The 26985-nt window shown below is 69.0% G+C and carries 19 protein-coding genes; 6 read left to right on the top strand and 13 right to left on the bottom strand.

What is annotated here, in order from left to right; all coding sequences use genetic code 11:
• Nucleotides 1-99: 99 nt before the first annotated feature.
• The 7 genes from SNE35_RS29330 to SNE35_RS29300 form a co-directional block, all read right to left on the bottom strand.
• Entirely contained in the window at nt 100-1236 is a 1137-nt protein-coding gene (locus SNE35_RS29330) for an ABC transporter ATP-binding protein (RefSeq protein ID WP_320426605.1), read from the bottom strand.
• A gap of 45 nt (nt 1237-1281) precedes the next feature.
• A complete protein-coding gene (locus SNE35_RS29325; protein WP_320426604.1) occupies nt 1282-2988 on the bottom strand; it encodes an alpha-glucosidase family protein in 1707 nt (568 codons plus the stop codon).
• A gap of 10 nt (nt 2989-2998) precedes the next feature.
• On the bottom strand, nt 2999-4645 hold the full coding sequence (locus tag SNE35_RS29320) for an alpha-glucosidase family protein (protein WP_320426603.1): 1647 nt from the start codon (nt 4643-4645) through the stop codon (nt 2999-3001).
• A 57-nt stretch (nt 4646-4702) separates the two neighbouring features.
• Entirely contained in the window at nt 4703-5554 is an 852-nt protein-coding gene (locus tag SNE35_RS29315) for a carbohydrate ABC transporter permease (RefSeq protein WP_320426602.1), read from the bottom strand.
• Nucleotides 5551-6465: a carbohydrate ABC transporter permease gene (locus SNE35_RS29310; protein WP_320426601.1), complete on the bottom strand. Its 915-nt coding sequence runs from the start codon at nt 6463-6465 to the stop codon at nt 5551-5553. The genes SNE35_RS29315 and SNE35_RS29310 overlap by 4 nt, the downstream gene beginning before the upstream one ends.
• Before the next feature lie 115 nt (nt 6466-6580).
• A complete protein-coding gene (locus tag SNE35_RS29305; RefSeq protein ID WP_320426600.1) occupies nt 6581-7843 on the bottom strand; it encodes an ABC transporter substrate-binding protein in 1263 nt (420 codons plus the stop codon).
• Nucleotides 7844-8045: 202 nt separating this feature from the next.
• On the bottom strand, nt 8046-9071 hold the full coding sequence (locus SNE35_RS29300) for a LacI family DNA-binding transcriptional regulator (RefSeq protein ID WP_320426599.1): 1026 nt from the start codon (nt 9069-9071) through the stop codon (nt 8046-8048).
• A gap of 201 nt (nt 9072-9272) precedes the next feature.
• Here SNE35_RS29300 and SNE35_RS29295 point away from each other — a divergent pair, with 201 nt between their 5' ends.
• Together SNE35_RS29295 and SNE35_RS29290 are read left to right on the top strand one after the other, a co-directional pair.
• The gene (locus tag SNE35_RS29295; RefSeq protein WP_320426598.1) at nt 9273-12266 is read left to right on the top strand and encodes an MHYT domain-containing protein; all 2994 of its coding nucleotides are present in this window, start codon (nt 9273-9275) and stop codon (nt 12264-12266) included.
• A 13-nt stretch (nt 12267-12279) separates the two neighbouring features.
• Nucleotides 12280-13290 carry an HD-GYP domain-containing protein gene (locus SNE35_RS29290; RefSeq protein WP_320426597.1) on the top strand — a complete coding sequence of 337 codons (1011 nt, stop codon included), beginning with the start codon at nt 12280-12282 and terminating at the stop codon, nt 13288-13290.
• Between the two features lie 150 nt (nt 13291-13440).
• On the opposite strand, the gene SNE35_RS29285 is transcribed toward SNE35_RS29290, so the two are convergent.
• From SNE35_RS29285 to SNE35_RS29265, 5 genes are read right to left on the bottom strand one after another with little or no spacing between them, the layout of a single operon-like run.
• Nucleotides 13441-14805, bottom strand: coding sequence for an MATE family efflux transporter (locus tag SNE35_RS29285; protein ID WP_320426596.1), 1365 nt, complete (start codon nt 14803-14805; stop codon nt 13441-13443).
• A gap of 4 nt (nt 14806-14809) precedes the next feature.
• Nucleotides 14810-18019, bottom strand: a complete 3210-nt coding sequence (locus SNE35_RS29280) for a glycoside hydrolase family 15 protein (RefSeq protein WP_320426595.1) — start codon at nt 18017-18019, stop codon at nt 14810-14812.
• 49 nt (nt 18020-18068) lie between these two features.
• The gene (locus SNE35_RS29275; RefSeq protein WP_320426594.1) at nt 18069-19229 is read right to left on the bottom strand and encodes an MFS transporter; all 1161 of its coding nucleotides are present in this window, start codon (nt 19227-19229) and stop codon (nt 18069-18071) included.
• Between the two features lie 8 nt (nt 19230-19237).
• Complete coding sequence (locus tag SNE35_RS29270; RefSeq protein ID WP_320426593.1) at nt 19238-20290, bottom strand: Gfo/Idh/MocA family protein; 1053 nt, start codon at nt 20288-20290, stop codon at nt 19238-19240.
• Nucleotides 20287-21075 (bottom strand): ThuA domain-containing protein, encoded by a 789-nt coding sequence (locus SNE35_RS29265; protein WP_320426592.1) that lies wholly within the window; start codon nt 21073-21075, stop codon nt 20287-20289. Before SNE35_RS29265 ends, SNE35_RS29270 begins: the two co-directional genes overlap by 4 nt.
• Before the next feature lie 92 nt (nt 21076-21167).
• On the opposite strand from SNE35_RS29265, the gene SNE35_RS29260 reads away from it, so the two are divergent.
• Both SNE35_RS29260 and SNE35_RS29255 read left to right on the top strand, forming a co-directional pair.
• A complete protein-coding gene (locus SNE35_RS29260) occupies nt 21168-22139 on the top strand; it encodes a helix-turn-helix transcriptional regulator (RefSeq protein WP_320426591.1) in 972 nt (323 codons plus the stop codon).
• 273 nt (nt 22140-22412) lie between these two features.
• A complete protein-coding gene (locus SNE35_RS29255; protein WP_320426590.1) occupies nt 22413-22787 on the top strand; it encodes a hypothetical protein in 375 nt (124 codons plus the stop codon).
• Here SNE35_RS29255 and SNE35_RS29250 read toward each other — a convergent pair.
• Entirely contained in the window at nt 22784-23821 is a 1038-nt protein-coding gene (locus SNE35_RS29250; RefSeq protein WP_320426589.1) for an adenosine deaminase, read from the bottom strand. The genes SNE35_RS29255 and SNE35_RS29250 overlap by 4 nt on opposite strands.
• Nucleotides 23822-23886: 65 nt before the next feature.
• On the opposite strand from SNE35_RS29250, the gene SNE35_RS29245 reads away from it, so the two are divergent.
• Complete coding sequence (locus tag SNE35_RS29245; protein WP_320426588.1) at nt 23887-24687, top strand: hypothetical protein; 801 nt, start codon at nt 23887-23889, stop codon at nt 24685-24687.
• 11 nt (nt 24688-24698) lie between these two features.
• Nucleotides 24699-26966 (top strand): ATP-dependent DNA helicase, encoded by a 2268-nt coding sequence (locus SNE35_RS29240; RefSeq protein ID WP_320426587.1) that lies wholly within the window; start codon nt 24699-24701, stop codon nt 26964-26966.
• The last annotated feature ends 19 nt before the right edge of the window (nt 26967-26985 follow it).

The following is a 26985-nucleotide window of genomic DNA, read 5'->3' as shown; positions in this document are numbered from 1 at the left end:
GGCGCTTGCGGCTCGAAGCCGCGAGCGCCGGCGTCCCCTCGGGGGACCGACTGGGCTCGCCCGCGTTCAGCGAGGCGAGACTAGGCGAGGGGTTCCATTTCATGCCGGCAGGTCCACGGTGCGGCGGAAGGCTTGGCCCTTGGCGTCGAACAGATGGCAGTGGTCAGGGCGCAGGCGCAAGGTGATCTTGGCGCCTTCCGCGGAGGTCGCGTGGCCTTCCAGGCGCAGCGTGGCGAGGGGCGCGCCGGGCGCCACGTTCAGGTACAGCAGCGATTCGTTGCCGAGGCGCTCCATCTGGTGCAGCGTGGTCGGCAGCGCGGCGCCTTCGCCGCTGTCACCGCACAGCAGGTGCTCGGGGCGGATGCCCAGCGAGACGGTGTCGCCCGGCCGGGCGGCGCGCGCATCCACCGCGGCCTTCACGTCCACGCCGTGCACGTTGACGACCGCGTAGTCGGCTTCCGCGCTCACCAGGCGGCCGGGCATCACGTTCATCTTCGGGCTGCCGATGAACTCGGCCACGAACAGGTTCTGCGGCCGGTGGTACAGGTCCATCGGCGAGCCGAACTGGGCCACGCTGCCGTCGTCCTGCGCGGCCTTGCCGGCGCGCAGCAGCACGATCTTGTCGGCCAGCGTCATCGCTTCCACCTGGTCGTGGGTCACGTAGATCATGCTGGAGCGGCCGATGTCGTGATGCAGCTTGGCGATCTCCAGCCGCGTCTGCACGCGCAGCGCGGCGTCCAGGTTGGACAGCGGCTCGTCGAACAGGAACACGTCCGGCTCCTTGACGATCGCGCGGCCGATGGCGACGCGCTGGCGCTGGCCGCCGGAGAGCGCCTTGGGCAGGCGATCCAGCAGCGGCGTGAGCTGCAGGATCTCGGCGGCGTGCTTGACCTTCTTGTCGATCTCGCTCTTGTTGGAGCCCATGACCCGCAGGCCGAAGCCCATGTTCTCCTCGACCGTCATGTGCGGGTACAGCGCATAGCTCTGGAACACCATCGCCACGCCGCGCTTGGCCGGGGGCAGGTCGTTCATGCGCTTGTCGCCGATGGTCAGCTCGCCGGAGCTGATGGTCTCCAGCCCGGCCACCATGCGCAGCAAGGTGGACTTGCCGCAGCCCGAGGGGCCGACGAAGACGCAGAACTCGCCCTTCTCGATGGTCAGGTTGGCGTCGTTGATCGTCAGCGGCAGGCCGGGGGCATAGCGCTTGCTGATGTTCTTCAGTTCGATGCGTGACACGGTTTTGTCTCCTGCTACTGCTTGTGTTTCTGTTCTGTAGGACCGTCAGGCGAGGCGTGCGAAGAGCGCGCCGTAGGGTTCGAAGGATATCTTCTCGCCTTTCGGCGCCGCCTTGGCGCCGGTGGCGCCGCTGTCTTCCAGCAAACCGGCGATTTTCAGGCCTTGGGGCAGCGCGAACTTGACCGGCTTGTCACTGATATTGAAGGCGCACAGCACCCGGCCGCCGGCGTGCTCGCGCACATAGGCCAGCACCGCGCCGTCGGCCGGCAGCAGCGCCAGCTCGCCCTGCATCAGCTCGGGTTGATTGCGGCGCCACTTCAACAGGTGGCGGTAGTGGTGCAGCAGCGCGTCGGGGTCGTCCTCCTGCTCGCTGACGGCCAGCGCGCGGTGCGCCGGCGAGACGGGCAGCCAGGGCTTGGCCTTCTTCTTCAGCTTGCGGACTTTCTTGCCGCCGGAGAAGCCGAGGTCGTCCTTGTCGGCATCCCAGGGGAAGGGCGTGCGGCAGCCGTCGCGGCCCTTGAACTCGGGCCACATCGTGATGCCGTACGGGTCCTGCAGGTCCTCGAAGGCCACGTCGGCCTCGGGCAGGCCCAGCTCGTCGCCCTGGTAGATGCAGGAGGCGCCGCGCAGGCTCAGCTGCAGCGCGGCGGCCAGACGCTCGGCGCGCGGGTCCTGCCCGGCCCAGCGGGTGGCGACGCGCTTGACGTCGTGGTTGGAGATGGCCCAGCAGGCCCAGCCCTTGTCGGGCGTCGGCGCGGCCTTCTGGAACTTGTCGATCACGCTGCGGATATAGGGCGCGTTGAAGTCCTCGGTCAGCAGGTCGAAGCAGTAGCCCATGTGCAGCTTGTCGCCGTCGGCCGTGTACTTGGCGACCATCAGCATGCCGGACTCGTCGCCGACCTCGCCGACCATCGTCGCGTCCGGGTACTGGTCGGTCAGTGCGCGCATGCGCTGCAGGAACTTCAGCGCGTCGGGCCGGCTGCGGTCGTACACGTGCTTCTGCCAGGAGTACGGATTGGTGGACGGCGCGGTGCCGGGGCTGGCCTCGGGCTCGCCGGTGCCGGGGTTGTTGCGCAGCTTCTCGTCGTGGTAGCAGAAGTTGATGGCGTCCAGGCGCAGGCCGTTGACGCCCAGGTCCAGCCAGAACTTGACCGAGTCCAGCAGCGCCTGCTGCACCTCGGGGTTGTGGAAGTTGAGGTCGGGCTGGCTGGTCAGGAAGTTGTGCAGGTAGTACTGGCGGCGGCGCGTGTCCCACTGCCAGGAGCTGCCGCCGAAGACGCTGAGCCAGTTGTTCGGCGGGTTGCCGTCGGGCTTGGCGTCGGCCCAGACGAACCAGTCGGCCTTCGGGTTGGTGCGGCTGCTGCGGCTTTCGATGAACCAGGGATGCTGGTCGGAGCAGTGGCTCAGCACCTGGTCGATCATCACCTTCAGGCCCAGCTTCCTGGCCTTGGCGACCAGCTCGCGGAAGTCGTCCAGGGTGCCGAACATCGGGTCGACATCGCAGTAGTCGCTGACGTCGTAGCCGAAGTCCTTCATCGGGCTCTTGAAGAAGGGCGACAGCCAGACCGCGTCGACGCCCAGCCTGGCGATGTAGTCGAGCTTGCGGGTGATGCCGGGCAGGTCGCCGATGCCGTCGCCGTTGCTGTCGGCGTAGCTGCGCGGGTAGACCTGGTAGATGACGCCGGAGCGCCACCAGTCGGTGCTGGTCGGCACGGGGTCGGGGCTTGCCTTGGGCTGCTGCTTCTTGCTCATGGTGATGGGGTCAATTCAGTGGGGCCAGCAGCATGCCCCAGGGCGCGAAGCTGACGGTGTCGGGGGATGACGACGAGGGGGAAGTCCACGCGCCGTCGCTGATCGGCGAGGGCTGTGCAAGGCGCATGCCAGCGGGCAGGGCCAAGGTGGCGCCGCGCTCGCTGAGGTTGAAGGCGCAGAGCATGCGCTGGCCGTCATGCTCGCGCACGAAGGCCAGCACCTGTTCGTCCGCCGGCAGCAGCGTCATTTCGCCGTGGATCAGCACCGGCTGGGTGCGGCGCCAGGCGAGAAAGCGGCGGTAGAAGTTCAGCACCGAGGCGGGGTCATGCTGCTGCACGTCGGCGGCCAGCGCACGGTGCGTCTCGGCCACCGGCAGCCAGGGCTTGGCCTCGGGGTTGGCGCTGGAGAAGCCGAGATCCTTGGCGGTCGAATCCCAGGGCATCGGCGTGCGGCATCCGTCGCGGCCCTTGAATTCGGGCCACATCGTGATGCCGTAGGGGTCCTGCAGATCCTCGTAGGCGATCTCGGCCTCGGGCAGGCCCAGCTCGTCGCCCTGGTAGATGCAGGCGCTGCCGCGCAAGCTCAGCTGCAGCGCGGCGGCGAGCTTCACCAGCGCCACCGGCGCCTGCTTGCCGCCCCAGCGGGTCGCGACGCGCGGGATGTCGTGGTTGGTGATCGCCCAGCAGGGCCAGCCGCTGCCGACCACCTGGGCGAAGCGGGCGAATACGCCGTGCAGGTAGGGGGCCGAATGCGGTTCGCCGAGCAGGTCGAAGCAGTAGGCCATGTGCAGCTTGTCGCCACCGCCGGTGTACTCGGCCACACGGGCCAGGCCATCGTCGTCGCCGATCTCGCCGACCATGGTCGTGTCGGCCTTGGTGTCCAGCAGCGCGCGCAGCTTCTTCAGGAACTCCAGGTTCTCGGGCTGGCTCTTGTCGAACTTGTGCCACTGCCAGGCATACGGATTGACGGCGGTGACCGCCGGGTCGGATCCATCGGGCATGCCACGGCCGGGGTTGCTGCGCAGCTGCTTGTCGTGGAAGTAGAAGTTGACGACGTCGAGCCGGTAGCCGTCCACGCCGAAGTCGAGCCAGAACTTCACCGAGTCGAGCACGGCCTGCTGGACCTCGGGGTTGTGGAAGTTCAGGTCGGGCTGGCTGGTGAGGAAGTTGTGCAGGTAGTACTGCTTGCGCCGCGTGTCCCACTGCCAGGCGCTGCCGCCGAAGATCGACAGCCAGTTGTTGGGCGGGTTGCCGTCGTCCCGGGCGTCAGCCCAGACGTACCAGTCGGCCTTGGGGTTGGTGGTGTTCTCGCGGCTTTCGATGAACCAGGGGTGGGCATCGGCCGTGTGCGAATAGACCTGGTCGATCATCACCTTCAGGCCCAGCGCGTGGGCCTTGGTGATCAGCTCGCGCAGGTCGGCCAGGGTGCCGAACATCGGGTCGACATCGCAGTAGTCGCTGATGTCGTAGCCGAAGTCCTTCATCGGGCTCTTGAAGAAGGGCGACAGCCAGATGCCGTCGGCACCCAGCTTCGCCACGTGCTCCAGCCGGGCCGTGATGCCCTTCAGGTCGCCGATGCCGTCGCCATTGCTGTCGGCGAAGCTGCGGGGGTAGATCTGATAGATGACGCCGCCGCGCCACCAGTCGTTGTTTGCCATGGACTGCCTTGAATCAAAACCGAAGCTGGAACTTGCGGGGGATTGCTCCCCCGCATCTCAACCCTTGACCGCGCCTGCCGTCAGGCCCGAAACGATCTTGCGCTGGAAGGCCAGCACCAGCACCACCAGCGGCACCGTCACGATCACCGAGGCGGCCATGATGCTGCCCCAGGGGACTTCGTAGGCGGTGGCGCCGGTGATCAGCGAGATGCTGACGGGCACGGTGCGCTGCAGGTCGTCGTTGACGAAGGTCAGCGCGAAGAGGAACTCGTTCCAGGCGCCGATGAAGGCCAGCAGCCCGGTCGAGACCAGCGCCGGCCACAGCAGCGGCATGAAGACCTGGAAGATCACCCGCGTCGGCCCGCAGCCGTCCATGATCGCGGCTTCTTCCAGTTCCTTGGGCAGGCCGCGCATGAAGGTGGTCAACACCCAGACGGTGAAGGGCAGGGTGAACACCGTGTAGGGCACGACCAGGCCGATCGACAGGTTGTACAGGCCCAGCGCCTGCATCAGCTCGAACATGCCCGAGAGCACGGCCACCTGCGGGAACATCGACACGGCCAGGATCAAGAGCAGCAGCGTCGCCTTGCCGCGGAACTGGATGCGGCCCAGCGCGTAGGACGCGGTGATCGCCATCAGCAGCGAGATCGCCACGGTGACGGTCGACACCATGATCGAGTTCAGCAGATGGCGGCCGAAGGGCTGCCGGCCCTGGAACAGCTGGATGTAATTCTTCCAGGTCGGGTTGGACGGCCACAGCGTGGCGTCGAACAGCGCGGAGCCGGTCTTGAACGAGGTCGCGATCGTGTACAGGAACGGATAGACCGAGATGACGACGACCAGCGCCGCCAGCCCGTACAGCGCGATCGAGCCCCACAGCGGGCGTTGGGTTTCTCCCTGGGCGATCATGACGATTCCTCCGACAGCTTCACCCGTGCGGCGCGCAGGAACAGCACCGCGGTGACGAAGATGATGATGGTCAGCGAGGTGGAGGCGGCCGAGCCGAAGCCCAGGTTGCCGTTGTCCACCATCTCGCGCCGCACGAAGCCGGACATCGAGATCGTGCTGCCGCTGTTGGAGGTCAGGACGAAGATCAGGTCGAAGATGCGCAGTGCGTCCAGCAGTCGGAACACGACGGCGACGAACAGCGGCCCCTTGATCAGCGGCAAGGTGACCTTGAAGAACACGCGCAGCGGGTGGACGCCGTCGACCTTGGCGGCCTCGTAGCAGTCCTTGGGCAGGGTCTGCAGCGCGGCCAGGATCAGCAGGGCCATGAAGGGCGTGGTCTTCCAGACGTCGACGGCGACGACGGTCCACAGCGCGTAGGCGGGATCGGCCGTCCAGGCGATCTTCTGCGCGATCAGGTGCCAGTCGAGCATCAGCTGGTTGATCAGGCCGAACTGGTCGTGCAGCATCCAGCCCCACATCTTGGCCGACACGATCGTCGGGATCGCCCAGGGCACCAGCACGGCGGTGCGCACCAGCATGCGGCCCTTGAAGTCCTGGTTCAGCAGCATCGCCACGCCGAGGCCGAACAGGGTCTCCAGCAGCACCGAGACGATCGCGAACTTGAAGGTGTTGCCGATCGCAACGCCCCAGTCGCTGGCCCAGAAGCCCTCGGTGTAGTTCGAGTTGAAGAACAACCCGTATTCGCCGAAGTAGTTCGACAGGCCGACGAAGTTGCCGGCCGAGATGTCGTTGATGTTGGTGTCGGTCAGGCTGAACCAGATCGAGCGCGCCAGCGGCCAGCCGGCCACGGCGGCCATCAGCACCAGCATCGGGATCAGGAAGGTCCAGGCGACTCTTGTCCGCTCGTTCATCACTGCTCCTGAACGGGGGTGGGAGGGCGTTGGAGTTCGCCGTTGCGGCTCACTCCAACCTACGTCGTGGGACACGACGGGCGCGGCTCCTCGAGAGGAGCGCGCCCGTTTCAGATCACCACTTGTCGCGCTTGATGGTCTTCAGCTTGGCTTCGAGCTTCTTGACGGCGTCGGTGCCGTTGCTCTTCTTCTCGAGCACGTCGTGCGCGGCGTCCCAGAAGGCGTTGCTGACCTGCGGGTACTTCAGGCCGGTCTCGGTGGCCGGGCGGGCGACGGCGCTGGTGAACACCTCCAGCAGCTGGCCCATGAAGGGGTTGGCCTTGACGACGTCGGCATCCTTGTACAGGTCGGGGATCGTCGGGTTGTAGGAACCGTTGAGCGCGCGCTTCTTCTGCACTTCGGCGCTGGCCAGGTACATCACCAGGTCGGCCGCGGCGTCGACGTTCTTCGAGTACTTGTTGACGGCCAGCTGCCAGCCGCCCAGCGCGGCGGCCTTGCTGCTGCCGCCCGAGGGCAGTGCGGCCACGCCGACTTTGCCCTTGATCACGCTGTCCTTGTCCTGCGCCAGGTTCCAGGCGTAGGGCCAGTTGCGCATGAACACGGCATGGCCGTTCTGGAACACGCCGCGGGCGTCTTCCTCGGCGTAGTTCAGCACGCCGCCCGGGGCGATGGTGCCGATCCAGCTCGCCGCCGTATCCAGGGCCTTGGCGGCCTTGGCGTTGTTGATCGTGATGTTGCCCTGCTTGTCGATGATGGTGCCGCCGCCGAAGCTGTACACCCACTCCAGCGCGTCGCAGGTCAGGCCTTCATAGGCCTTGGCCTGGAAGACATAGCCCTGCAACTCGGCGCTCTTCTCGCCGTCCATCACCTTCTTGGCGGCGGCGGCCAGTTCGTCCCAGGTCTGCGGCGTGGCGATCTTGTACTTGTCCAGCAGGTCCTTGCGATAGAACAGCAGGCCGGCGTCGGTGAACCAGGGCATGGCCAGCAGCTTGCCGCCGACCACGTTGTTGGCGACCATCGCCGGGAAGAACTTGGACTCGGCGCCCTTGCTGTACTTCTTCAGGTCGACCAGGTGGTCCTTGATCACGCCGGGCCAGACGACGTCGATGCTCAGCACGTCGATCTCGCTGGCCTTGGCGGCGAACTGCTGGCGCAGCAGGGCCAGCTTGTCGGTGGAGCTGGTCGGCGCCGTGTAGGCCTTCACCGTGTTGCCGGTCTTCTTGGCCCATTCCTCGGCGTAGGGCAGGCAGTTCTGGACATCGTTGGCGGTGGCGCCGCAGTCGATCGTCAGGTCGGCCGCATGGGCGCCCAGGCTCAGGACGCCGAAGCCGCCGGCCAGGGCCAGGCTGGCGAACAGACGGGTGAAGGTGGGTTTCATCGGTGCTTGTCTCCGTTGGGTTCGGGGTGCCGTGGCTGCCAGCCTTTTTTGATCGGTCCGGATCGGTCTGGTCAAGAATCCACAGCGTTTTGGGTGCTCACAAAAGCGCTTTGGACTTTACGGACAAGGGGCATGTGAAGTATCAGTGTTTACCCTTGTCGGGTGCTTCTTGTCACCGTGTCGTAACCACGGCGCGCGCGCCTCAGGTGGGCGCCAGCCCCAGCGAGCGTCCGTTGACGAACTGCGGCTGCTTCAGCACGCGCGGCTCGTCCAGCGGCTTGCCCTCGATCAGCTTCAGCAGCATGTCCGCCATGGTCCAGCCGGAGGCGTGAGCGGTGGGCTGGGCGATGGCCGCGATGTCCTGGTCGTACAGCGGGGTGTCGACGGGCAGGCCGTCGATGACGATCACCGACATCTCGGTGCCGATCGCGATGCCGGCCTGCAGCAGCGCCCGCACGGTACCGACGCCGCAGAGGTTGCTGTCCACCAGGATCGCCGTCGGGCGGGTGTCGGCCAGCGCGAGCAGGCGCTTGGTCGCCTCGTAGCCGCCGCGGCGGTCGTGGCCGCCGGTCAGCACGTGCTCGGGGTTCACCACCAGGCCGGCGGCGGCCATCGCCTTCAGGTAGCCGTCGTAGCGCTGCTGGGCGAAGTTCAGGTTCAGCGGCGAATGGATGTAGGCGATGCGGCGGTGGCCGCGCGCGGTCAGCTCGTTCATCGCCAGGCGCGTGCAGGCCTCGTTGTCGAAGTCCAGCCAGGGGAAGTCGTCGCACTCGCTGGTGCGGCCGTAGCCGATGAAGGGCATCTGCGTGCCGCGCAGGAAGTCGATGCGCTCGTCCTTCACCCGGGTGTGGGCGACGATCAGCCCGTCGACGCGGCGCCCGCGCACCAGCCGTTCGTAGGTGCGCAGCTCGGTCTTCTTGCGGGCGACCGCCAGCAGCACGTCGTAGCCGGCGCCGTCGAGCCGGTCCGAGACCCCGCCGATCATTTCCAGGAACAGCGGGTTGCCCATGAAGTCGGCCTCGACCGGATAGACGATGCCCACCGCGTCGGCCCGCCCGATCGCCAGCCGGCGTGCCGCCGGGCTGGGCTCGTAGCCCGCCGCCTTGGCGGCCTCGGCGACGCGCTGGCGCGTCGCTTCGCTGACGTCCGAATAGCCGTTCAACGCCCGGCTCACCGTGGTCGGAGAGAGCTTCAGCAGCGCTGCCAGTTGTTTCAGATCGGTCGGCATCTTCTTGTTCTCGGGTCGGATCGGGCATTGTGGCAGGCTTCCAATGCGTTTTGGAACGCGCCTGCCCGGCCGCGCCTTCGTTAAAAAGCCGCAAGATCGCCGCCTGACATGTAACTGAACTTGAAGTAAGGGGCCGCGGACGCGGCAAGATACGGTTACTTCCAAATTCCGGTTGCGGCCTTCGCGTGCGCGCCTTTTGCCGTGTCCCTGCTTTCCCAATACTTCCTGTTTCGCGACGGAAGCCCGACGGCCCTGCTGCTGGGCAATTACCAGCCCTGGATGGTGCTGCTGTCGCTGGCCGTCGCCTCGCTGACCTCCGCGCTGGCGCTGCAGCTGGCCGGCATGGCGCGCGCGCAGCAGGTCAGCGGCATGCGCCAGCTGATGCTGTTCAGCGGCTCGCTGGCGATGGGCGGCGGCGTCTGGTCCATGCACTTCATCGGCATGCTGGCCTTCAACCTGTGCACGCACGTCGACTTCCATGCCGGCATCACGCTGGCCTCGATGTTGCCGGCGGTGCTGGCTTCCTGGGTGGCGCTGAACCTGATCTCCCGCGGCACGCTGGGCCGCGCGCTGTGGGTGCTGGGCGGCGTGGTGGTGGGCGCCGGCATCGGCGCGATGCACTACACCGGCATGGCCGCGATGGAGATGTCGCCGCTGCTGCGCTACGACCCGCTGTGGTTCGGTGCGTCCATCGTCGTAGCCGTGCTGCTGGCGATGCTGGCGCTGTGGGTGCGCTTCGGGCTGGAGCACCGGGTGTCGCCGCTGGCCGCGGTGCTGCTGGGTGGGCTGGTGATGGGCTGCGCGATCGCCGGCATGCACTACACGGCCATGGGCGCGGCGCGCTTCGTCGGCATGCCGGACGATCCCTGCGTCAACACCGTCGACCGCAACGGCTACCTGGCCCTGGCCATCACCGTCGTCACGCTTGGCATCAGCCTGCTGACCGCCGGCGCCAACGGCCTGCTGCGTTACCGCTCGCTGAATCGCGAACTCGGGCTGGAGAAGGAGCGCATCCAGAAGCTGATGGTCGCGCTGAGTGACAGCGAGGAGCAGTACCGCAGCCTGATCGCCAACAGCCCCGGCGTGACCTTTCGCTGCCGTATCGACGACAGCTGGAGCAGTGTGCTGGTCAGCGATGCCATGGAGACCCTGTCCGGCTGGCCGGCCGCTGATTTCCTGGCCGGCAAAGTCAATCACGGGCAGCTCATCCATCCGGACGATCTCCCGAACGCCGAAGCGGTGACCCGTGCGGCGATCGCCGCCAACGAGTCTTATTCGGTCGAGTACCGGCTGCGCCACCGCGACGGCAGTGAACGCTGGGTCTCCGCCAGCGGCCGCGCCTCGCGCGACGCCGACGGCACGCCGCGTTTCATCGACGGCGTGATGGTCGACATCAGCGAAGCCAAGCGCATGGTGCAGCAGCTGCGCGATGCCAAGGACAGCGCCGAGGCGGCGGTGGCGGCCAAGGGCGCCTTCCTGGCCAATATGAGCCACGAGATCCGCACCCCGATGAATGCCGTGCTCGGCTTCACCGAGCTGCTGCTGGACACGACGCTGACCGAGTTGCAGCGCAAGCACCTGACGACGGTGCGCGGCTCGGCGCGTTCGCTGCTGGGCCTGCTGAACGACATCCTGGACACGGCCAAGCTGGAGAAGGGCGCGATCGAGCTGGAGCAGCTGGACTTCTCGCTGCACGCCGTTTGCGAGCAGACCTTCAATTCGCTGCGCCTGGGCGCCCAGCGCAAGGGCCTGGCGCTGCAGATGGACTATCCGGACAGCGAGCCGCACTTCTTCAAGGGCGACCCGCTGCGCATCCAGCAGGTGCTGGTCAACATCGTCGGCAACGCGATCAAGTTCACCGAGAAGGGCGCGGTGACGCTGTCGATGCGCATGGCGCAGGGCTGCGTGCACCTCGCGGTGACGGACACCGGCATCGGCATCGCCGCCGACCGCATCGAGCGCATCTTCGACGCCTTCGCGCAGGCCGACGCCTCGACGACGCGCCGCTTCGGCGGCACTGGTCTCGGCACCACGATCTCGCGCCAACTGGTCGAGCGCATGGGCGGGCGCATCACCGTGGAGAGCGCGCTGGGCCTGGGCAGCACCTTCAACATCTGGCTGCCGCTGCCGGCCGGCGAGGCCGTGGCCGAGGCGATCGAGGGCATCGGCATGGTGCTGCCGCCGCTGCGCCTGCTGGTGGCCGACGACGTGGCGCAGAACGGCGAGCTGATGCAGCTGATGCTGGGCCGCGACGGTCACCAGGTGCGCGTCGTGACCAACGGGCTGGAGGCGCTGCAAGCCTTCAGCGAACAGGACTTCGACGCCGTGCTGATGGACGTCCACATGCCCGAGCTGGACGGCCTGGGCGCCACGCGACGTATCCGCCAGTTCGAGCTGAGCCACAGCCGCTCCCGCACGCCGGTGATCGCGCTGACCGCCAGCGTGCTGGAGGAAGACCGCCAGGCGGCGCTGGCCGCCGGCATGGACGGCTTCGCGACCAAGCCGATCGAATCGGCGCTGCTGCGCGCCGAGATCGCGCGGGTGCTGGGCCTGGCGGCGATGCCGCTGCCGGCCGCGGCGAGTGCAACGACGTCGCCGGCCGCCGGAGAGGACGAGAGCGCGGCGCTGGACTTCGCGCACGGCATCCGCCTGTGGGGCAACGCGAGCGCCTGGCGCCGCGCGCTGCGCCGCTTCGGCGAGGAGCAGCGCGAGGGCGGCCCGCGGCTGATGGCACTGCTGCGCAGCGGCGAGTGGCTGGAAGCGCGCGCGCTGGTGCACCGCTGGCGCGGCGTCTCCGGCAGCCTGGCGATGCCGCGGCTGCTGGCGGCGACCAAGCCGGTCGAGGAACTGTTGCGCCAGGGCCATCACGAGGAGGCCATGCGCGCCGGCGAGGCCGTGGCGGCCGCGCTGGCGGCCACGCTCGACGAGATCACCGAACTCTCGCGGGCGGCCAACACGGCGCCGGCGCCGCTGCTCGAGACCGCGTCCGCTGCCGGCGACCGCGTGCCGCCCGAGCTGCTGGCCCGCGTCGAACGCGCGCTGAAGCGCGGCGAGCTGGACGATGCCGCGCTGGCCGAGCTGGCGCAGCGCGTGGGCAGCGCACGCTGCGCGCCGCTGATCGAGGCGCTGGACCAGTTCGATTTCGAAGCGGCGCTGAAGGCGCTGAAATCCCTGAACTCGCTGGCCGCCGCCTGACGACGACGCGACGATGAATCCCGACAACTCCGAGAGACCCGATACCCGCCCCAAGCTGCTGCTGGTCGATGACGAGCCGGCCAATCTGCAGGTGCTGCGCCAGGTGCTGCACGAGGACTACCGGCTGCTGTTCGCGCGCGACGGCTACAAGGCGCTGGAGCTGGCCCGCGCCGAGGCGCCGCACCTGATCCTGCTGGACGTGATGATGCCGGGCCTGTCCGGCCTGGACGTCTGCCGCACCTTGAAGGCGCAGGAGGCGACGGCCGGCATCCCGGTGATCTTCGTCACCGCGCTGGCCGACGTGCAGGACGAAACGCAGGGCTTCGAGGCCGGCGCCGTCGACTACATCGGCAAGCCGATCAGCCCGGCCATCGTGCGGGCACGGGTGCGCACGCACCTGCGGCTGGTGCGCGCCGAGGTGCTGCGCGAGACACGCCAGCAGATCGTGCTGACGCTCGGCCGCGCCTCCGAGTACAAGGACAACGAGACCGGCTGGCACGTGCTGCGCATGAGCCACTACTCGCGCATCCTGGCCCTGGCCGCCGGCTTCGACGAGGCCGAGGCCGAAGACCTGATGCACGCCGCGCCGATGCACGACGTGGGCAAGATCGGCATCCCCGACGCCGTGCTGCAGAAGGCCGGCCCGCTCGACGAGCGCGAATGGGACATCATGCGCCGCCACCCGCTGATCGGCGCCGAGATCCTCGGCCAGCACCAGAGCGGCCTGCTCTCGATGGCCCGCCGCATCGCGCTGGCCCACCACGAGAAGTGGGACGGCAGCGGCTACCCCGAGGGCCTGGCCGGCGAGACCATCCCGATCGAAGCCCGCATCGTCGCCATCGCCGACGTGTTTGACGCATTGACCAGCGTACGCCCGTACAAGGAAGCCTGGACCGTCGAGCGCGCCGCCGAATACGTGCGGGAGCAGGCGGGCAAGCACTTCGACCCGCGGCTGGTGGAGATCTTCCTCGGCGAGTTGCCGAAAGTCGTCGAGGTACGGGAGCGCTTCCTCGAGGAGGGTTGAGCCCCTCGCCCAGTCCCGCCGCGCTGGACGCGAGCGGGCCCGGTCGGTCCCCCGAGGGGACGCAAACCAATACCGGATTGACCGGCATTGGTTTGCAGGTGGGCCGGCTTGGGAGCGGCCCGGCGCTCGGCCCCAACTAACCGCCCGGTATCAGCTCGCGCTGCCCCGCACCCTTCGCTGCGTGCTCCTCGCCTGCGCCAGCCAGCCGCGCTTGAGCCAGCGCCACAGGATCAGCATGCCGCGGATCCATTCGTCGCTGGCGTAGACGAGCCAGATGCCGGGCAGGCCGAACCAGCGGCCCATCCAGAACGAGCCCAGGCCCAGCACCAGCAGCAGGCTGGCGATGCAGGAGACGGCCGGGAAGATCGCGTCGCCGGTGGCGCGGAGCGCGCCGTTGAGCACCAGGTTGAAGACGCGGCCGGTCTCCAGCAGCACGGACAGCCACAGCAGCACCTGGGCCGAGTGGACGATGGCCGGGTCCTTGGTGAAGGCATGCATCAGCCAGGGCGCGGCCAGCGCGCACATCAGGGCCAAGCCGCCCGAGGCGAGCAAGCCGTTGCGCACGCCCTTGCGCACCAGCGCGTCGGCCTTTTTCAGCTCGCCGGCGCCGACCATGCGGCCCACCATGATCTCGGTGGCCCAGCCGATCGAGTTGCTGACCAGCAGCACGTACTTCAGGATCTGCAAGGTGTAGGCATGCGTGGCCAGTGCCTCCACGCCCAGCCGCGCGGTGCTGGCCAGCGACACCATGAACATCGCCCGGTAGACGACCTCGACGACTGCACCCGGCCCGCCGATCCACAGCACCGGCCGCACCAGCCGCCAATGGACCACGACCCAGTCGCGCGGCGTCGGCTCCAGCCGCATCAGCCGCTTCCACAGGGCCAGGTGCAGCACCAGCCCGATCGCGCGGCTGACGATCATTGCCACCGCATAGCCGTTCAGTCCCCAGCCGTCCCAGCCACCGATGCCGCGCATCAGCACGAAGGCGAGCACCAGGTGCGTCACGTGCATGACCACCATCACCCGCAGCGATTCCTTGACGTGCAGGTGCGCGCGCAGGATCGCCGCCATGCTGAGGTTGTAGGCGTCCAGCAGCATCGCGGGTGCCAGCAGCATCAGGAAGGGGCCGGCCAATGTCTTCACCTCGTCGGGCGCGTTCAGGGCTTCCAGCGCCCAGTCGTCGCCGATCAGCAGGCTGGCGACGACCAGCAGCCCGGCCCAGGTGCTGGCGCCCAGGGCGCCGAGCGCCGTGCGCCGCGCTGCGTCCACCTGGCCGCCGCCGAGCGCCTGGGTGATGACCACGCCCAGGCCGATCGCCAGCACGCGGAAAACGACGTACATCGTCTCCTGCATCTGCGCCACCATGCCGAAGGCGCCGCCGGCCGCGTCCGACTCGTGCGAGGCCAGCCAGAGGCCCGCGAAAGCGACCGTCAGGGTCAGCAGGAACTCGCCGAGGATGGGCCCGGCGATCGGGTTCAGCCGGGGGCGGTGGGCCAGCAACGCATCGCTCATGGCACTAGGCGCGCTCCTCCAGCAGGTAGAGCACGGCCGCCACCGTCAGGTTCGCCACCCGGTGCGGCGGGCTGGCGTAGAACGCGGCCCAGGCCTGCGGCACCTGCTCGGCATAGGGCTGGCTGCGGTCGGAGGTCTGCTCCCAGCCGATGCGCACCGCGTGGCCGATCAGCACGTCCAGCACCAGCGGGCTGTCGAGCTTCAGCGTCGGATTGGCGGACATGAAGGCCTGTAGCGCGGTCAGCGCCTCGATGTTCAGCTGGCGGTATTCGGGCGCATGGATCTTGGAGAGGCGCTCGTCCACCTGCAGCGCAAAGCCGCGCTCGCCGCGGGTGCTGTCGGCCAGGGCCAGCGCGCTGTCCACGCGGTTGGCGCCGTCGAGCTGGTCGCCGATCACCAGGCCCGTGCAGTGGGTCAGCAGGTCGCTGATGCGCTGGTGGAAGTCTTCCGGCACGCGGCCCAGCACGCCACTCATCTCGCGCCAGCCGAGCCAGCCGCCCTGGTCGGCATCGAGCTGCGGGTCCAGGTGCGCGGGGAAGTCCACCCGCGCGATGGCGCCGGTGCTGTCCACCGTGTGCAGCAGCTGCAGCCGCATCATGTCGGAGTTCATCTCCTGCTCGCGCCGCATCACCTCCTGCAGGCGGCCGAGGATGGCGTGCGGGCTCAGGTCGTGCAGCAGGTCGAAGGCGCGCGAGGGGCTCAGCTCGTGCTCGCGCGACAACCAGCCCGAGATCAGGCGCAGCGACTGCCAGGGCCGCAAGGTCAGCGTGCCCTCGAACAGCGCGGGCTCGGCCTTGATCAGCATGCCCATCAGCAGCACCGTCTCCTCGATCAGCACGCGGCCGCGCGGGTCGTCACCGCCGAAGTGGCGGATGCGCTCCAGCAGCTCGGCATTGGCCAGCGGCCGCACGACGACGGCGTCGGCGCTGTAGGCGCGGCCCAAGGTCACACGCTTGCCGTGCGCCACCAGCTCGGCCACGGCGTCTTCGAGGCCGTTGTCGTGCAGGTCCAGCAGGCCGGCGGCGCGGCGGATCACGCCCCAGCGGCCCTCGCGGCTGGCGCGGGCGTGGATGGCGCGGGCCAGGCGCTGCATCGCGCCGGCGAGTTCCTCGTCATGCGTCAGCTCGGCGCGGCGCATCAGCACGGCCACGATCTCGATCTGCTCGTAGGGGTTGCGGCAGCGCTCGGCCTGGCGGCGGATCGCGGCCGTGTCCGGGTTCGCGTGCAAGGTGCTGGCCAGCGCGGCGGCGCGCTCGGCCCACAGCGGGCGGGTGGCGGCCTCTTCCCAGTCGGGCGGCGTGTCACCGGCCTCGGGGGAGGGCTCGTGGGTGGCGTGCAGCGCGGGAGGCCAGTCGTCGCGGCCGTCGAGGCGGCTGGCGCTGATCTGCGGCAGCAGCTGCTGCAGCGGCCCGGCCTGGACGCCGGGGTCGGCCACCAGCTTGACGAGCCGCGCCATCAGCGCGTCGGCACCCGGCGCGTCCAGCATGCGGCCGGTGACGCGCAGCGCGAACACCGGCTGGCCCACGCCCTGCCACTGGCGGCGCAAGGTGGCGATCTCGTTGGCCACCTCGTCGGCCAGCAGGCGGTTGTCCAGCGCGAAATAGGCGTTGCGGCGCCAGAACAGCGGCGGCAGCACCAGCGAGGGCCCGGCATCGCCGGCGCGCCAGTACAGCCGCCCGGTGGCGATGCTGCCCAGGCGGTGCAGCGGCCGGCCGGTGAGGCCCAGCGCCTCGCAGCGGCCCAGGCCGTGCAGCAGGCCGGCCAGCTGCTGGGCTTCGCGCACGCGCACGGCGCCCAGTTCGACGGGGGTCTGCGCGGTCAGGCCGTGGGCGGCCATGCGCGAGCGGGCCAGTTCGTCTTCGGCCAGAAGCACCAGCTGCACGCGGGTCTGGCGCGGGAAGCTGAAGCGCCGGCCCAGCGGGTCCAGGTCGGCCGGGGTCAGCAGCCCGTCCTGCAGCAGCGCGCCGACGATGTAGAGGCTCTGCGCCCACACCAGCGGCACGTTGTCGTTGGGCAGGCGCTGCTGGCTGCCGGGATCGGCGCGCTCGGCGTCCACCGCCTCGCGCGGCACGTAGTAGAGCTCGGGCAGCAGGCACTGGCCGTCCTTCTCCACCATCAGGGTTTCGAGCTTGTCGCGCCAGCTGCGGGCTTCGGCCTCGTCGCCGCGCATCGCGGCGTCCACCAGCAGATAGCTGAAGAACAGCGGCCACTCCGATTCGATGTTGGCGAAGCGGGTCAGCTCGCCGGGCTCGTAGTGCAGGCGGCCGTGGTCCTCGACCATGGTCTGGTGGCCGTCGCGCAGGAAGCGCTTGCAGCCGTAGTGGCCGCCCAGCTTGCCGAGGATCTCGGCGCGGGTGCGGTCGGCCAAGGCAGCGTCGTCCACGGCATACGCAGGGAAGCCGATGACGGACAGCAGCGCCGCGTCGGTCTCCTTGGACTCGGACTCGCGCGGCAGCAGCGCGGCCAGCGCGTCGCGCGCGCGGGCCACGTCGTCGCCGACGACCAGCACCGGCGGCACGCCGCCGGAGTGGTCGTCAAAGGGGTCGAAGCCGTCGATCGCCTCCAGCGCCGCCTTGACCATGCCCAGCGAGCTGGCGTTCAGCTCGGCGACACCGCCGTTGCGCTTGTCGCCGCGCTCCCAGATGCCGTAGTCGGGCGTGCGCCAGGCCTTGGCGAGGTAGTAGACGAGGTTCTGCACGAAGGCGAGTTCGTCCGGCGTCTCGACGATGGCCAGGCCCGAGGCGCTCATCTGCGCCAGCATCAGCAGGAACACGGCGGTGGCATCCAGCTGCAGGTGGCCCCACTCGGAATCGCCGACGACGACCTCGCCGGTGTGCGTGTCGTACTTCGCGTGCAGCGCGTCCAGCGGGTTCTGCGTCTGCTTGAAGCGCTCGACCTTGTGGGCCTGCCGCATCATCGCCGCGAGCAGGCCGCGCATCAGCCGCACGACGGCGTTCTCCAGCGGCTCCGCCTTCTCGCGCCCGCCGTCCGAGCCGGCGCGCCGCCAGGCCAGGGCCAGCGCCCAGACGGCCTGGATGCTGTAGACGTTGTCGCGCACCCAGGCGTGGGTGTAGTCGCCGTGGACGGTGATCGCGGTGCTGGCCGGCAGGAGGCCGGTGTGGGGATCCTGGCGGGACAGGATGATGTCGCGGACCTGCTCGCCGTAGCGGGCGAGCCGGCCGACGTCGGCATGAAGAGGGAAGGAAACGAGCATGGCTGACTCTAGCGTGGGCAGCGCGGTATGCGCTGTCCCCGCTTGGAACTCAGCAAGAAACACGCCTCGCGCCGATCGCCAGTGCCGCCGCCGCCACAACCACCAGGCCCAGCGCTGCCGTCAGCGAGGCATGGTGGGCCACGAAGCCGATCAGCGGCGGGCCGATCAGGAAGCCCGAGTAGCCGATCGACGACACCGAGGCGATCGCCGCCGCCCGGCTGACACCCGGCACGCGCGTCGCCGCGTTGAACAGGATCGGCACGCACAGCGCCAGCCCGATGCCGACGCAGGCATAGCCCACCAGCGCCAGCCACGGGTTGCCCACCAGCAGCAGCACCGCCATGGCGAAGGTGGCCAGCAGGGCGCCGTTGCGCAGCAGCAGGTGCTCGGAGTAGCGCGAGCGCAGCGCGTCGCCACCGAAGCGCGCCGCGGCCATGGCCGCCGAGAACACCGCGAAGCCCACGCCGGCGGCGTCCTGCGGCATCGCCAGTTCCTGCTTCAGATACAGAACGCTCCAGTCGTACATCACGCCCTCGGCCGTCATGCCGCTGAAGATCAGCAGGCCGATCACCAGCAGCGTGCCGCGGGGCCAGGCGAAGTGCGCCTGGGGTTCATCGCCAGCGCTGTCTTCCGCCGGGTGCGCGTCGAGCATGCTGCGCGCCGCCGTCCAGACCACGACGACGACGGCCAGCGCCACGCCGGCCAGCTGCCATTCCGGCGCGATGTCGGCGCTCAGCATCGCCGCGGCCAGGGCCGCGCCGGCCATGCCGCCGAGGCTGAAGGAGCCGTGCAGGCTGCCCATCACCGCACGGCCGCTGGCGGCTTCCAGCGCGGTGCCGTCGGCGTTGATCGCCACGTCGAACAGGCTCATCGCCGCGCCGAAGACCACGCCGGCCGGCAGCAGCCAGGCCAGGCCGGGCCAGTTCAGCACCGCCGCCAGCAGCATGCCCATCACGGCCGAAGCGATCATCGTCGCCCGGCGCGCGCCCAGCGTGCCGATCACCCGGCCGGCGAAGAACAGCGACAGCACGGCGCCGATCGCGATCGACAGCAGCACCATCGACAGGCCGCTCTCCGTCAGCTCGAACTGCTGCTTCACCGAAGGGATGTGCACGCCCCAGACGCCGCCGAACACGCCCAGCGCCGCGAACAGCGTGCGGCTGGCGTGGCGGGCGCGGGACAGCGTTTGCGGCGCCGGCCCGGCGCTCATCGTTGCGCTCACAGCTTCACCGGCGCACCGGTGCGCGCGCTCTCGTAGATGGCGTCGAGGATCTCCATCACCCGCAGGCCCTGCTCGCCCGGCGCCGGGTGCGGCCGATCGTTCAGGATCGCGTCGGCGTAGTCGTGCATCGCCGACGGCGCCTTGGTGGCCGGGGCCTTGAGGTGCGTGTCGAACTGGGCACCGTCCTGCTCGCTGAAGATGTGGGCGTCGAAGACATAGCCCTCGTTGAGGTTCTTCTGCAGCAGGCCGGCCTTGGTGCCCAGCAGACGGGTTTCCATCAGCTCCGCCTCCTGGATGTTGGCGGCCCAGGAGGCTTCCAGCGCCAGGGTCGCGCCGTTGTCGAAGCGGATGAAGGCGGCGGCGAGGTCCTCGACGTCGTAGGTCCGGCCGGCCTTGTCGGCTGCGGCGCGGGCGATCGGGTCATAGCTGGCGCCCATCACCCAGGTGGGCTTCGGATAGCCCATCAGCCACAGCGCGAGATCCAGGCGGTGCACGCCCAGGTCGATCAGCGGTCCACCGCCGGACAGCGCCTTGGTGCTGAACCAGCCGCCCATCTGCGTCCAGGTCAGGCCCGGCATGCCGCGCCGGCGGTGCCAGACGCTGCGGCCGAAGTAGAAGTCGCCGAACACGCCGGCATCGACCTGCGCCTTCAGCGCGCGCGACTGGGCCGAGAAGCGGTAGGAGAAGTTGATCATCAGCCTTCGTTCGGCCGCTTTTGCTGCCTCCAGCATCTCGCGGCCCTCGGCGGCTGACATCGCCATCGGCTTCTCGCACAGCACGTGGCAGCCGGCGGCCAGCGCGGCCAGCGTCTGCTCCTTGTGCAGCTTGTTCGGTGTGACGATGCTGACCGCGTCCAGCCGTTCGGCAGCGAGCATCGCTTCCAGGCTCGCGTGGCGGCCTTCGATCGCGTACTTGTCGCCGATCTCGGCCAGGCGCTTCGCGTCCGGATCGGCGATGGCCACCACGTCCACCTGTGGGTGTTCTTTCCAGCCCTCGATGTGGGCCTTGCCCATGCCCAGGCCGACGACGCCTACTCGAAGCCGCTTCATTGGATGTCCTTCGCGCTCTGCAGGATGCCGACCTTGGCGAAATTCAGTGCCTTCTTCGCGATCGGCTCCAGCGGCTGCGCATTGGGGCAGACGTCGACGATGTTGACCCGCGGCGCGGCCCAGCGCACGGCGTTGTTCAGCACCTTCTGCACATTGGCGTCGTAGTAGGTCGGGTAGGCCTCGTGGCCGGGGCGGAAGTAGAAGATGCGGCCATGGCCGCGCTCCCAGGTGCAGCCCGAGCGGAACACCTCGCCGCCTTCGAACCAGGAGATAAAGACGGTGCTGTCGGGCTGCGGGATGTCGAAGCGCTCACCGTACATCTCTTCATACGGCAGCTCGAAATACTCGCCCAGGCCGGCGGCGATCGGGTGCGAGGGCTCGACGACCCAGACGCGCTCCTTCTCGTCCGCCTCGCGCCACTTCAGCGAGCAGTTCGTGCCCATCATGCGGCGGAAGATCTTCGAGAAGTGGCCCGAGTGCAGCACGATCAGGCCCATGCCTTCCAGCACGCGCTTCTGCACGCGGTCGACGATCGCGTCGTCCACCTGGTCGTGCGCCTTGTGGCCCCACCAGACCAGCACGTCGCAGCCGGCCAGGCGCTCCTCGGAGAGGCCGTGCTCGGGCTGGTCCAAGGTGGCGGTGCCCACATCGAGGTCCGCGTCGCCGACGCGCAGCGCCTGGGCGATGACCTGGTGCATGCCGTCGGGATAGATCTCGGCGATGGCGGAGCTTTGGCGTTCGTGTTGGAATTCGTTCCAGACGATGACAGAAATCTTTGTCTTCATGACGGTATGAAAAAGTGTGTCCAGCGACCCGCGCAGCATAGGGCGCGGGCGGCTCGCGCTGAAGCGCGTCCGATAGCAGAAAGACGGTAACGATGGCAAAAATCCGGGATCTTCGCGAGCACACCGAGCTGGCCGATTCGCGCAGCTGCTCGGTGCAGCCCGACGCCGCCGAGAGCGGTGACGGCGAGCGCCTGCGCGAGGCGCTGCGCCGCTTCCTCGCGGCCGCCGCGGACGGCTCGCTGCCGCTGCACCTGCCGCAGCTGGCCAGTGCGCCGGTGGCGCGCGGCGACGGGCACTTCCACCTGTCGCCGGAGCTGTTCCTGCAGCTCTCGGGCTGGACCGAATTCCGCTTTCCCGGCCAGCCGGCGCTGCGCCTGAAGGCGGGCGAGGCGCTGGTCGTGCCGCCGCAGCTGCGCCACGACGAGCGGGTGGGCGCGGCGCGCGGCGACCGCTTCGCCAACATCGTCGTCTTCGCCGAGGGGCCGCGCGTCAGCTGCCACCTGGCGCGCGAGATCGCGCCCGGCCTGCCCGGCGTCGCCCACCTGGAAGCCTGCGACCATCCGAAGGCCGGCCGCATCCACGATCACCTGTTCGAGGCCTGCGGCGCCACGTCCACGCCCTGGGCCGCCGCGCAGGGCCGCGCGCTGGCCGCCGCCGCAGTGGCCGGCGTGCTCGACGTGCTGGCCGCGCAGCAGCCGCCAACCGCTGAGGCCGAGCCCGCGCTGGTCACGCGGGTGCGCGTGCTGGTGCAGAACCAGCTGGGCGACCCGGCACTGAGCGTCGCGCGGCTGGCCGAGCAGTCCGGCTGCAGCGTCGACCACCTGTCCCAGCAGTTCCGCCAGAGCAGCGGCGAGAACCTGCTCGCCTGCATCAACCGGCTGCGCATCGAACGCGCCGCGCGCCTGCTGCGCGAAACCTCGCTGGCCGGCAAGGAGGTCGCCTGGGCCTGCGGCTTCTCGGCGCACAACTACTTCATCCGTGTGTTCCGCCAGCAGCACGGCGTGACGCCGCAACAGTGGCGTCTATCCACGGCCGCTGTGGACAAACGCGTGGGAAAGCTTTAGAAAACACTGACAAGTTTTTGATTTGCAATGTGTTTTCCTGGTTTGCCTCGAAAATAGGCAGGGGCTCCGGACCCACTCTATCCCCGCCATCTGTGGACAAGTTCGTGGGCAAGCTGCCCACAAGCTGAACAAGTGCTTGATCCGCCGGGACCTTTCTTGCGGTGCTGCGAAATGCAGCAGTTCCTCCTACCGCCTGAAGGCGGCGCGTCCGACAGGGGCCGATGGCGCGCGGCCGGACGATGCGGCTTCACCCCGAAGCAAGGAGTACCGACGATGGCCCGCAAGAACAGCTTTCCCGGCAGCAGCGCCGGGCGCCATGCCCGCTCGCTCGGCACCCGCTCCGCGGAACTGGGCTTCGCTGCGCCGCAGGTGGTCGCGATTCGCCTGGGCCGGATGATGCAGCCGGGCCTGCCGGACACGGTCGAGTTCCAGCGCATGTTCACCGAGAAGCAGAGCGCCTTCTGGCGCGCCGGCCTGGCGATGGCGCAACAGGCCTTCGCGCTGCAGATGTCGCTGGGCGGCGCGATGTTGCGGGGCTCCTGGGGGTGGTCCCCCTGGTCCCTGCTGAGCGTGCTGGACCGCGGCATGGCGCCGATCCACGCGACCGCCACCGCGAACCTGCGGCGGCTGAGCCGGAAGAGAAACTAGGCAGCCCTGTCGAAGGCCTCGCCCAACTGAGCCAGCCAGCGCGTGCGCGTTGCTGCGTCCACGAAGCTGGCCTCGAAGCTGTTGGCCGCCAGTTGCCAGGCGTGGTTGGCCCGCAGTTCGGGCAGCGCCTCGAAGGTGGCGAGGAAGTTGGTGTTCAGGTAGCCGCCGAAATAGGCGGGGTCGTCCGAATTGATGGTGACGCACAGGCCCGCCGCCAACAGCTTCGCGAGGCTGTGGTCACGCAGGTCGGGGTAGACCTGGAGCTTCTGGTTGGATAGCGGGCAGACCGTCAGCGGCACGCGCTTCGTCGCCAGCCGGTGCATCAGGTCAGCGTCGTCGATGCTGCGCACGCCGTGGTCGATGCGCTCGACGTGCAGCAGGTCCAGCGCGTCGCGCACATAGCTGGCCGGGCCTTCCTCGCCGGCGTGGGCGACGAGGTGCAGGCCCAGTTCCCGGCAGCGTGCGAACACCCGGGCGAATTTCTCCGGCGGGTTGCCCTGCTCCGAGCTGTCCAGGCCAACGCCGATGAAATGCTGGCGGTAGGGCAGGGCCTGTTCCAGCGTGGCGAAGGCGTCCTCTTCGCTCAGGTGGCGCAGGAAGCACAGGATCAGCGCGCCGCTGATGCCGAAGTCCTGCCGCGCCGTATCGAGCGCCCGGGACAGGCCGCGGATCACGACGCCGATGTCCACGCCCCGAGCCGTGTGCGTCTGCGGATCGAAGAACAGCTCGGCGTGGACGATGTGGTCGTCCGCCGCACGGCGGAAGTAGGCCATCGCCATGTCGAAGAAGTCCTCTTCCTTCAGCAGCACGCTGGCGCCGGCGTAGTAGATGTCCAGGAAACTCTGAAGGTCGGTGAAGGCGTAGGCGGCCCGCAGCGCCTCGACGCCGTCGTACTTCAGCGTTATGCCGTTGCGCTCGGCGAGCGCGAAGATCAGCTCCGGCTCCAGGGTGCCTTCGATGTGGACGTGCAGCTCGGCCTTGGGCATGGTGCGCAGCAGCGCGGGCAGGTCGGTGATGTGGGCAAAGCGGTCCATGGTCGTCATTCCTCCGTCAATTCCCCGAGCATAGGATGTCACTACTGTATTTATACTCAGTAGTCATGAGCGACGACCAGCTGCCCACGATCACCCGTTTCCACAAGACTCGCCTGATGCAGGTCTGGCGCTCGGCCGGCTGGCCCTGCAAGGACGGCCTCGAGATCGACCTGCTGGCCGCCGGCCTGATCTCGCTGCAGATGATGGATGGCCGCGAGACGCTGCGCCTGACCGAGGCCGGCATCCGGCTGCTGGCCGAGAGCCGCCAGCGCGGCCAGCGGGCGCTCAGCGCGCACGACCGGCTGGGCCAGCGCTTCGCCGAGCATCTGCTGGCGCAGGGGCGCGTGGTCTGGCGCGAGCTGTCGCTGCGGGCGCAGGTCGAGGACGAATCGCCGCCGGTGCAAGACCCGACCCCGGCCGCGGTGCTGTGGAATGCCGCCGACGAAGAACCCGCGCAGCTCATGCCCAAGGTCTGGCGCATGGCGCGGCCCGACCTCTTCTCGATCCGCAACACCTCGGTGGAGGCCTACCTGCAGCCGCAGGTCCACGAGATCAAGGTCAGCCGCGCCGATCTGCTGTCCGACCTGCGCCATGCCGCCAAGCGCCAGGCCTACCAGTGGCTGTGCAGCGAGTGCAGTTATGTGTTCCCGGTGGCGGTGGCCCGGCCGAACGAGATCCCGGAGCAGTTCGGCGTCTGGGTGCTGCACGGAGGCATCGACGACGGCGAGTTCGAGCTGCTGCGGCCGGCCCAGCACCGGCCGGTGAAGCTGCCCTTCGCTGTCTGGATGGCGCTGTCCAAGGCGGCGCCGCTGCGCGTGGAGGCCGAGGCCGACTGCGGCCAGGCCGCGCTGAGCGAAGCCGCCTGAGGACCTCGGCGATGTACACGGTCGCCGTGCGCGAGCTGTGCGAGTTCACGGCCAAGCAGGGCGACCTGGATCTGCGCTTCACGCCGGCGCCGAGCGCGCTGGAAGGCATGGCCGGCCATGCCGTGGTGGCCGCGCGGCGCGACGACCCCAACTACCAGAGCGAGCTGACCCTGGCCGGCGAGTACCGCGGCCGGCTGAAGGTGCGCGGCCGCGCCGATGGCTACGACGCCGAGCGCCGCCGTGTCGAGGAAGTGAAGACCTACAAGGGCCGGCTGGAGCGCCAGTCCGACACGCAGCGCGAGCTGCACTGGGCGCAGGCGCGCATCTACGGCTGGCTGCTGTGCGAGCAGGAGGGCCTGGCCGAGATCGAGGTCGCGCTCGTCTACTACAACGTCGGCAACCAGCAGGAGACGGTGTTCACCGAGCGGCGCAGCGCCGCCGAGCTGCTCGAGCATTTCGAGCGGCACTGCGAACGCTTTCTCGCCTGGGCCGAGCTTCAGCTCGCGCACCGAGCCGCGCGCGACGAGGCGCTGGCGGCGCTGGCCTTTCCGCTCGGCGAGTTCCGCGCCGGCCAGCGCAACCTGGCCGAGTTCGTCTACAAGGCCGCGGCCAGCGGACGCTGCCTGCTGGCGCAGGCGCCCACCGGCATCGGCAAGACCATGGGCACGCTGTTCCCGCTGCTGAAGGCGGCGCCGACGCAGCGCCTGGACAAGATCTTCTTTCTCGCCGCCAAGACCTCGGGCCGGCAGATGGCGATGGAGACGCTGGCCCGGCTGCCGGCACTGCCGCTGCGCGTGCTGGAACTGGTGGCGCGCGACAAGGCCTGCGAGCACCCGGACAAGGCCTGCCACGGCGAATCCTGCCCGCTGGCCGCCGGCTTCTACGACCGCCTGCCCGCCGCGCGCGCTGCCGCGCTGGAAGGCACGGCGGCGCTGACCCAGCAGGCCGTGCGCGAGGCCGCGCGGCAGCACGAGGTCTGCCCCTACTACCTGAGCCAGGAACTGGCGCGCTGGGTGGACGTGGTCGTCGGCGACTACAACTACTACTTCGACCTCGGCGGCCTGCTGCACGGCCTGGCGCAGGCGAACGCCTGGCGCGTCGGCCTGCTGGTGGACGAGGCGCACAACCTGGTCGAGCGGGCCCGCGGCATGTACAGCGCCGAGCTGCAGCCCGAGACCCTGGTCGCCGCCCGCCAGGCCGCGCGCAAGCTGCCCTCGGTCAAGACCGCGCTGGACAAGGTGCGCAAGGCCTGGACCGCCGTCGACAAGGCGCAGGACGAGGCCTACGCCGTCCACGCCGCGCTGCCCGAGGCGCTGATGGGCGCGCTGCAGCAGTGCGCGTCGACGCTGGGCGAGCACCTGGCCGAGCACGCCACCGCGCCCGACCCGGCGCTGCAGGCCTTCTTGTTCGAGGCGCAGCACCTGATGCGCATGGCCGAGTCGCTGGACGAGCATTCGCTGGTCGACCTCACGAAAGGAGAGAAGGCCGGGCAGTCGCTGCTGTGCATCCGCAATCTGGTGCCGGCGCCTTTCCTGCGACCGCGGCTGGAAGCGGCGCACACCAGCACGCTGTTCTCCGCCACCTTGCAGCCCACCGCCTACTACACCGACCTGCTGGGCCTGCCGGAGCGACACGTTTGCGTGGACGTGGATTCGCCGTTCAGCGCGGCCCAGTTGCGCGTGAATATTGCCTCCCACATCTCCACTCGTTACGCGCACCGCTCGGCATCGCTGGCGCCCATCGCGCGGCTGATGGCCGGGCAGTTCCAGGCCCAGCCGGGCAACTACCTCGCCTTCTTCAGCAGCCACGACTATCTGCAACAGGTTGCCGACAGGTTTGCAGAACTGTTCCCGACCCTGCCGACATGGCGCCAGTCGCGCCGCATGGGCGAGGCCGAGCAGAAGCAGTTCCTCGGGCGTTTCACCGAGGGCGGGGAGGGCATCGGCTTCGCGGTGCTGGGCGGCGCCTTCTCCGAGGGCATCGATCTGCCCGGCCGGCGGCTGATCGGCGCCTTCCTGTCGACCTTGGGCCTGCCGCAGGTCAATCCGGTCAACGAGCAGATCAAGGCGCGCATGCAGCAGTTGTTCGGCGCCGGCTACGACTACACGTATCTTTACCCGGGCCTGCAAAAGGTGGTTCAGGCCGCCGGCCGGGTGATCCGCACGCCCAGCGATCAGGGTGTCGTACACCTGATAGACGACCGCTACGCGCGCCGCGAAATCCACCGGTTGCTGCCGACCTGGTGGGCGGTGGAGTGTGAAGCCACGAGAACAAACTGATACACACGCTTGGCATGCG

The sequence above is a fragment of the Roseateles agri genome (assembly GCF_034043675.1).
GTDB lineage: Bacteria > Pseudomonadota > Gammaproteobacteria > Burkholderiales > Burkholderiaceae_C > KK5.
This window is presented reverse-complemented; position numbering and strand designations above follow the sequence as displayed.

Bases quoted from the DNA above. Each gene is read 5' to 3' on its own strand.
- SNE35_RS29325 (WP_320426604.1), bottom strand. From the start codon at position 2,988: ATGAGCAAGAAGCAGCAGCCCAAGGCAAGCCCCGACCCCGTGCCGACC.
- SNE35_RS29320 (WP_320426603.1), bottom strand. From the start codon at position 4,645: ATGGCAAACAACGACTGGTGGCGCGGCGGCGTCATCTATCAGATCTAC.
- SNE35_RS29315 (WP_320426602.1), bottom strand. From the start codon at position 5,554: ATGATCGCCCAGGGAGAAACCCAACGCCCGCTGTGGGGCTCGATCGCG.
- SNE35_RS29310 (WP_320426601.1), bottom strand. From the start codon at position 6,465: ATGAACGAGCGGACAAGAGTCGCCTGGACCTTCCTGATCCCGATGCTG.
- SNE35_RS29305 (WP_320426600.1), bottom strand. From the start codon at position 7,843: ATGAAACCCACCTTCACCCGTCTGTTCGCCAGCCTGGCCCTGGCCGGC.
- SNE35_RS29300 (WP_320426599.1), bottom strand. From the start codon at position 9,071: ATGCCGACCGATCTGAAACAACTGGCAGCGCTGCTGAAGCTCTCTCCG.
- SNE35_RS29290 (WP_320426597.1), top strand. From the start codon at position 12,280: ATGAATCCCGACAACTCCGAGAGACCCGATACCCGCCCCAAGCTGCTG.
- SNE35_RS29285 (WP_320426596.1), bottom strand. From the start codon at position 14,805: ATGAGCGATGCGTTGCTGGCCCACCGCCCCCGGCTGAACCCGATCGCC.
- SNE35_RS29280 (WP_320426595.1), bottom strand. From the start codon at position 18,019: ATGCTCGTTTCCTTCCCTCTTCATGCCGACGTCGGCCGGCTCGCCCGC.
- SNE35_RS29275 (WP_320426594.1), bottom strand. From the start codon at position 19,229: ATGAGCGCCGGGCCGGCGCCGCAAACGCTGTCCCGCGCCCGCCACGCC.
- SNE35_RS29270 (WP_320426593.1), bottom strand. From the start codon at position 20,290: ATGAAGCGGCTTCGAGTAGGCGTCGTCGGCCTGGGCATGGGCAAGGCC.
- SNE35_RS29265 (WP_320426592.1), bottom strand. From the start codon at position 21,075: ATGAAGACAAAGATTTCTGTCATCGTCTGGAACGAATTCCAACACGAA.
- SNE35_RS29260 (WP_320426591.1), top strand. From the start codon at position 21,168: ATGGCAAAAATCCGGGATCTTCGCGAGCACACCGAGCTGGCCGATTCG.
- SNE35_RS29255 (WP_320426590.1), top strand. From the start codon at position 22,413: ATGGCCCGCAAGAACAGCTTTCCCGGCAGCAGCGCCGGGCGCCATGCC.
- SNE35_RS29250 (WP_320426589.1), bottom strand. From the start codon at position 23,821: ATGGACCGCTTTGCCCACATCACCGACCTGCCCGCGCTGCTGCGCACC.
- SNE35_RS29245 (WP_320426588.1), top strand. From the start codon at position 23,887: ATGAGCGACGACCAGCTGCCCACGATCACCCGTTTCCACAAGACTCGC.
- SNE35_RS29240 (WP_320426587.1), top strand. From the start codon at position 24,699: ATGTACACGGTCGCCGTGCGCGAGCTGTGCGAGTTCACGGCCAAGCAG.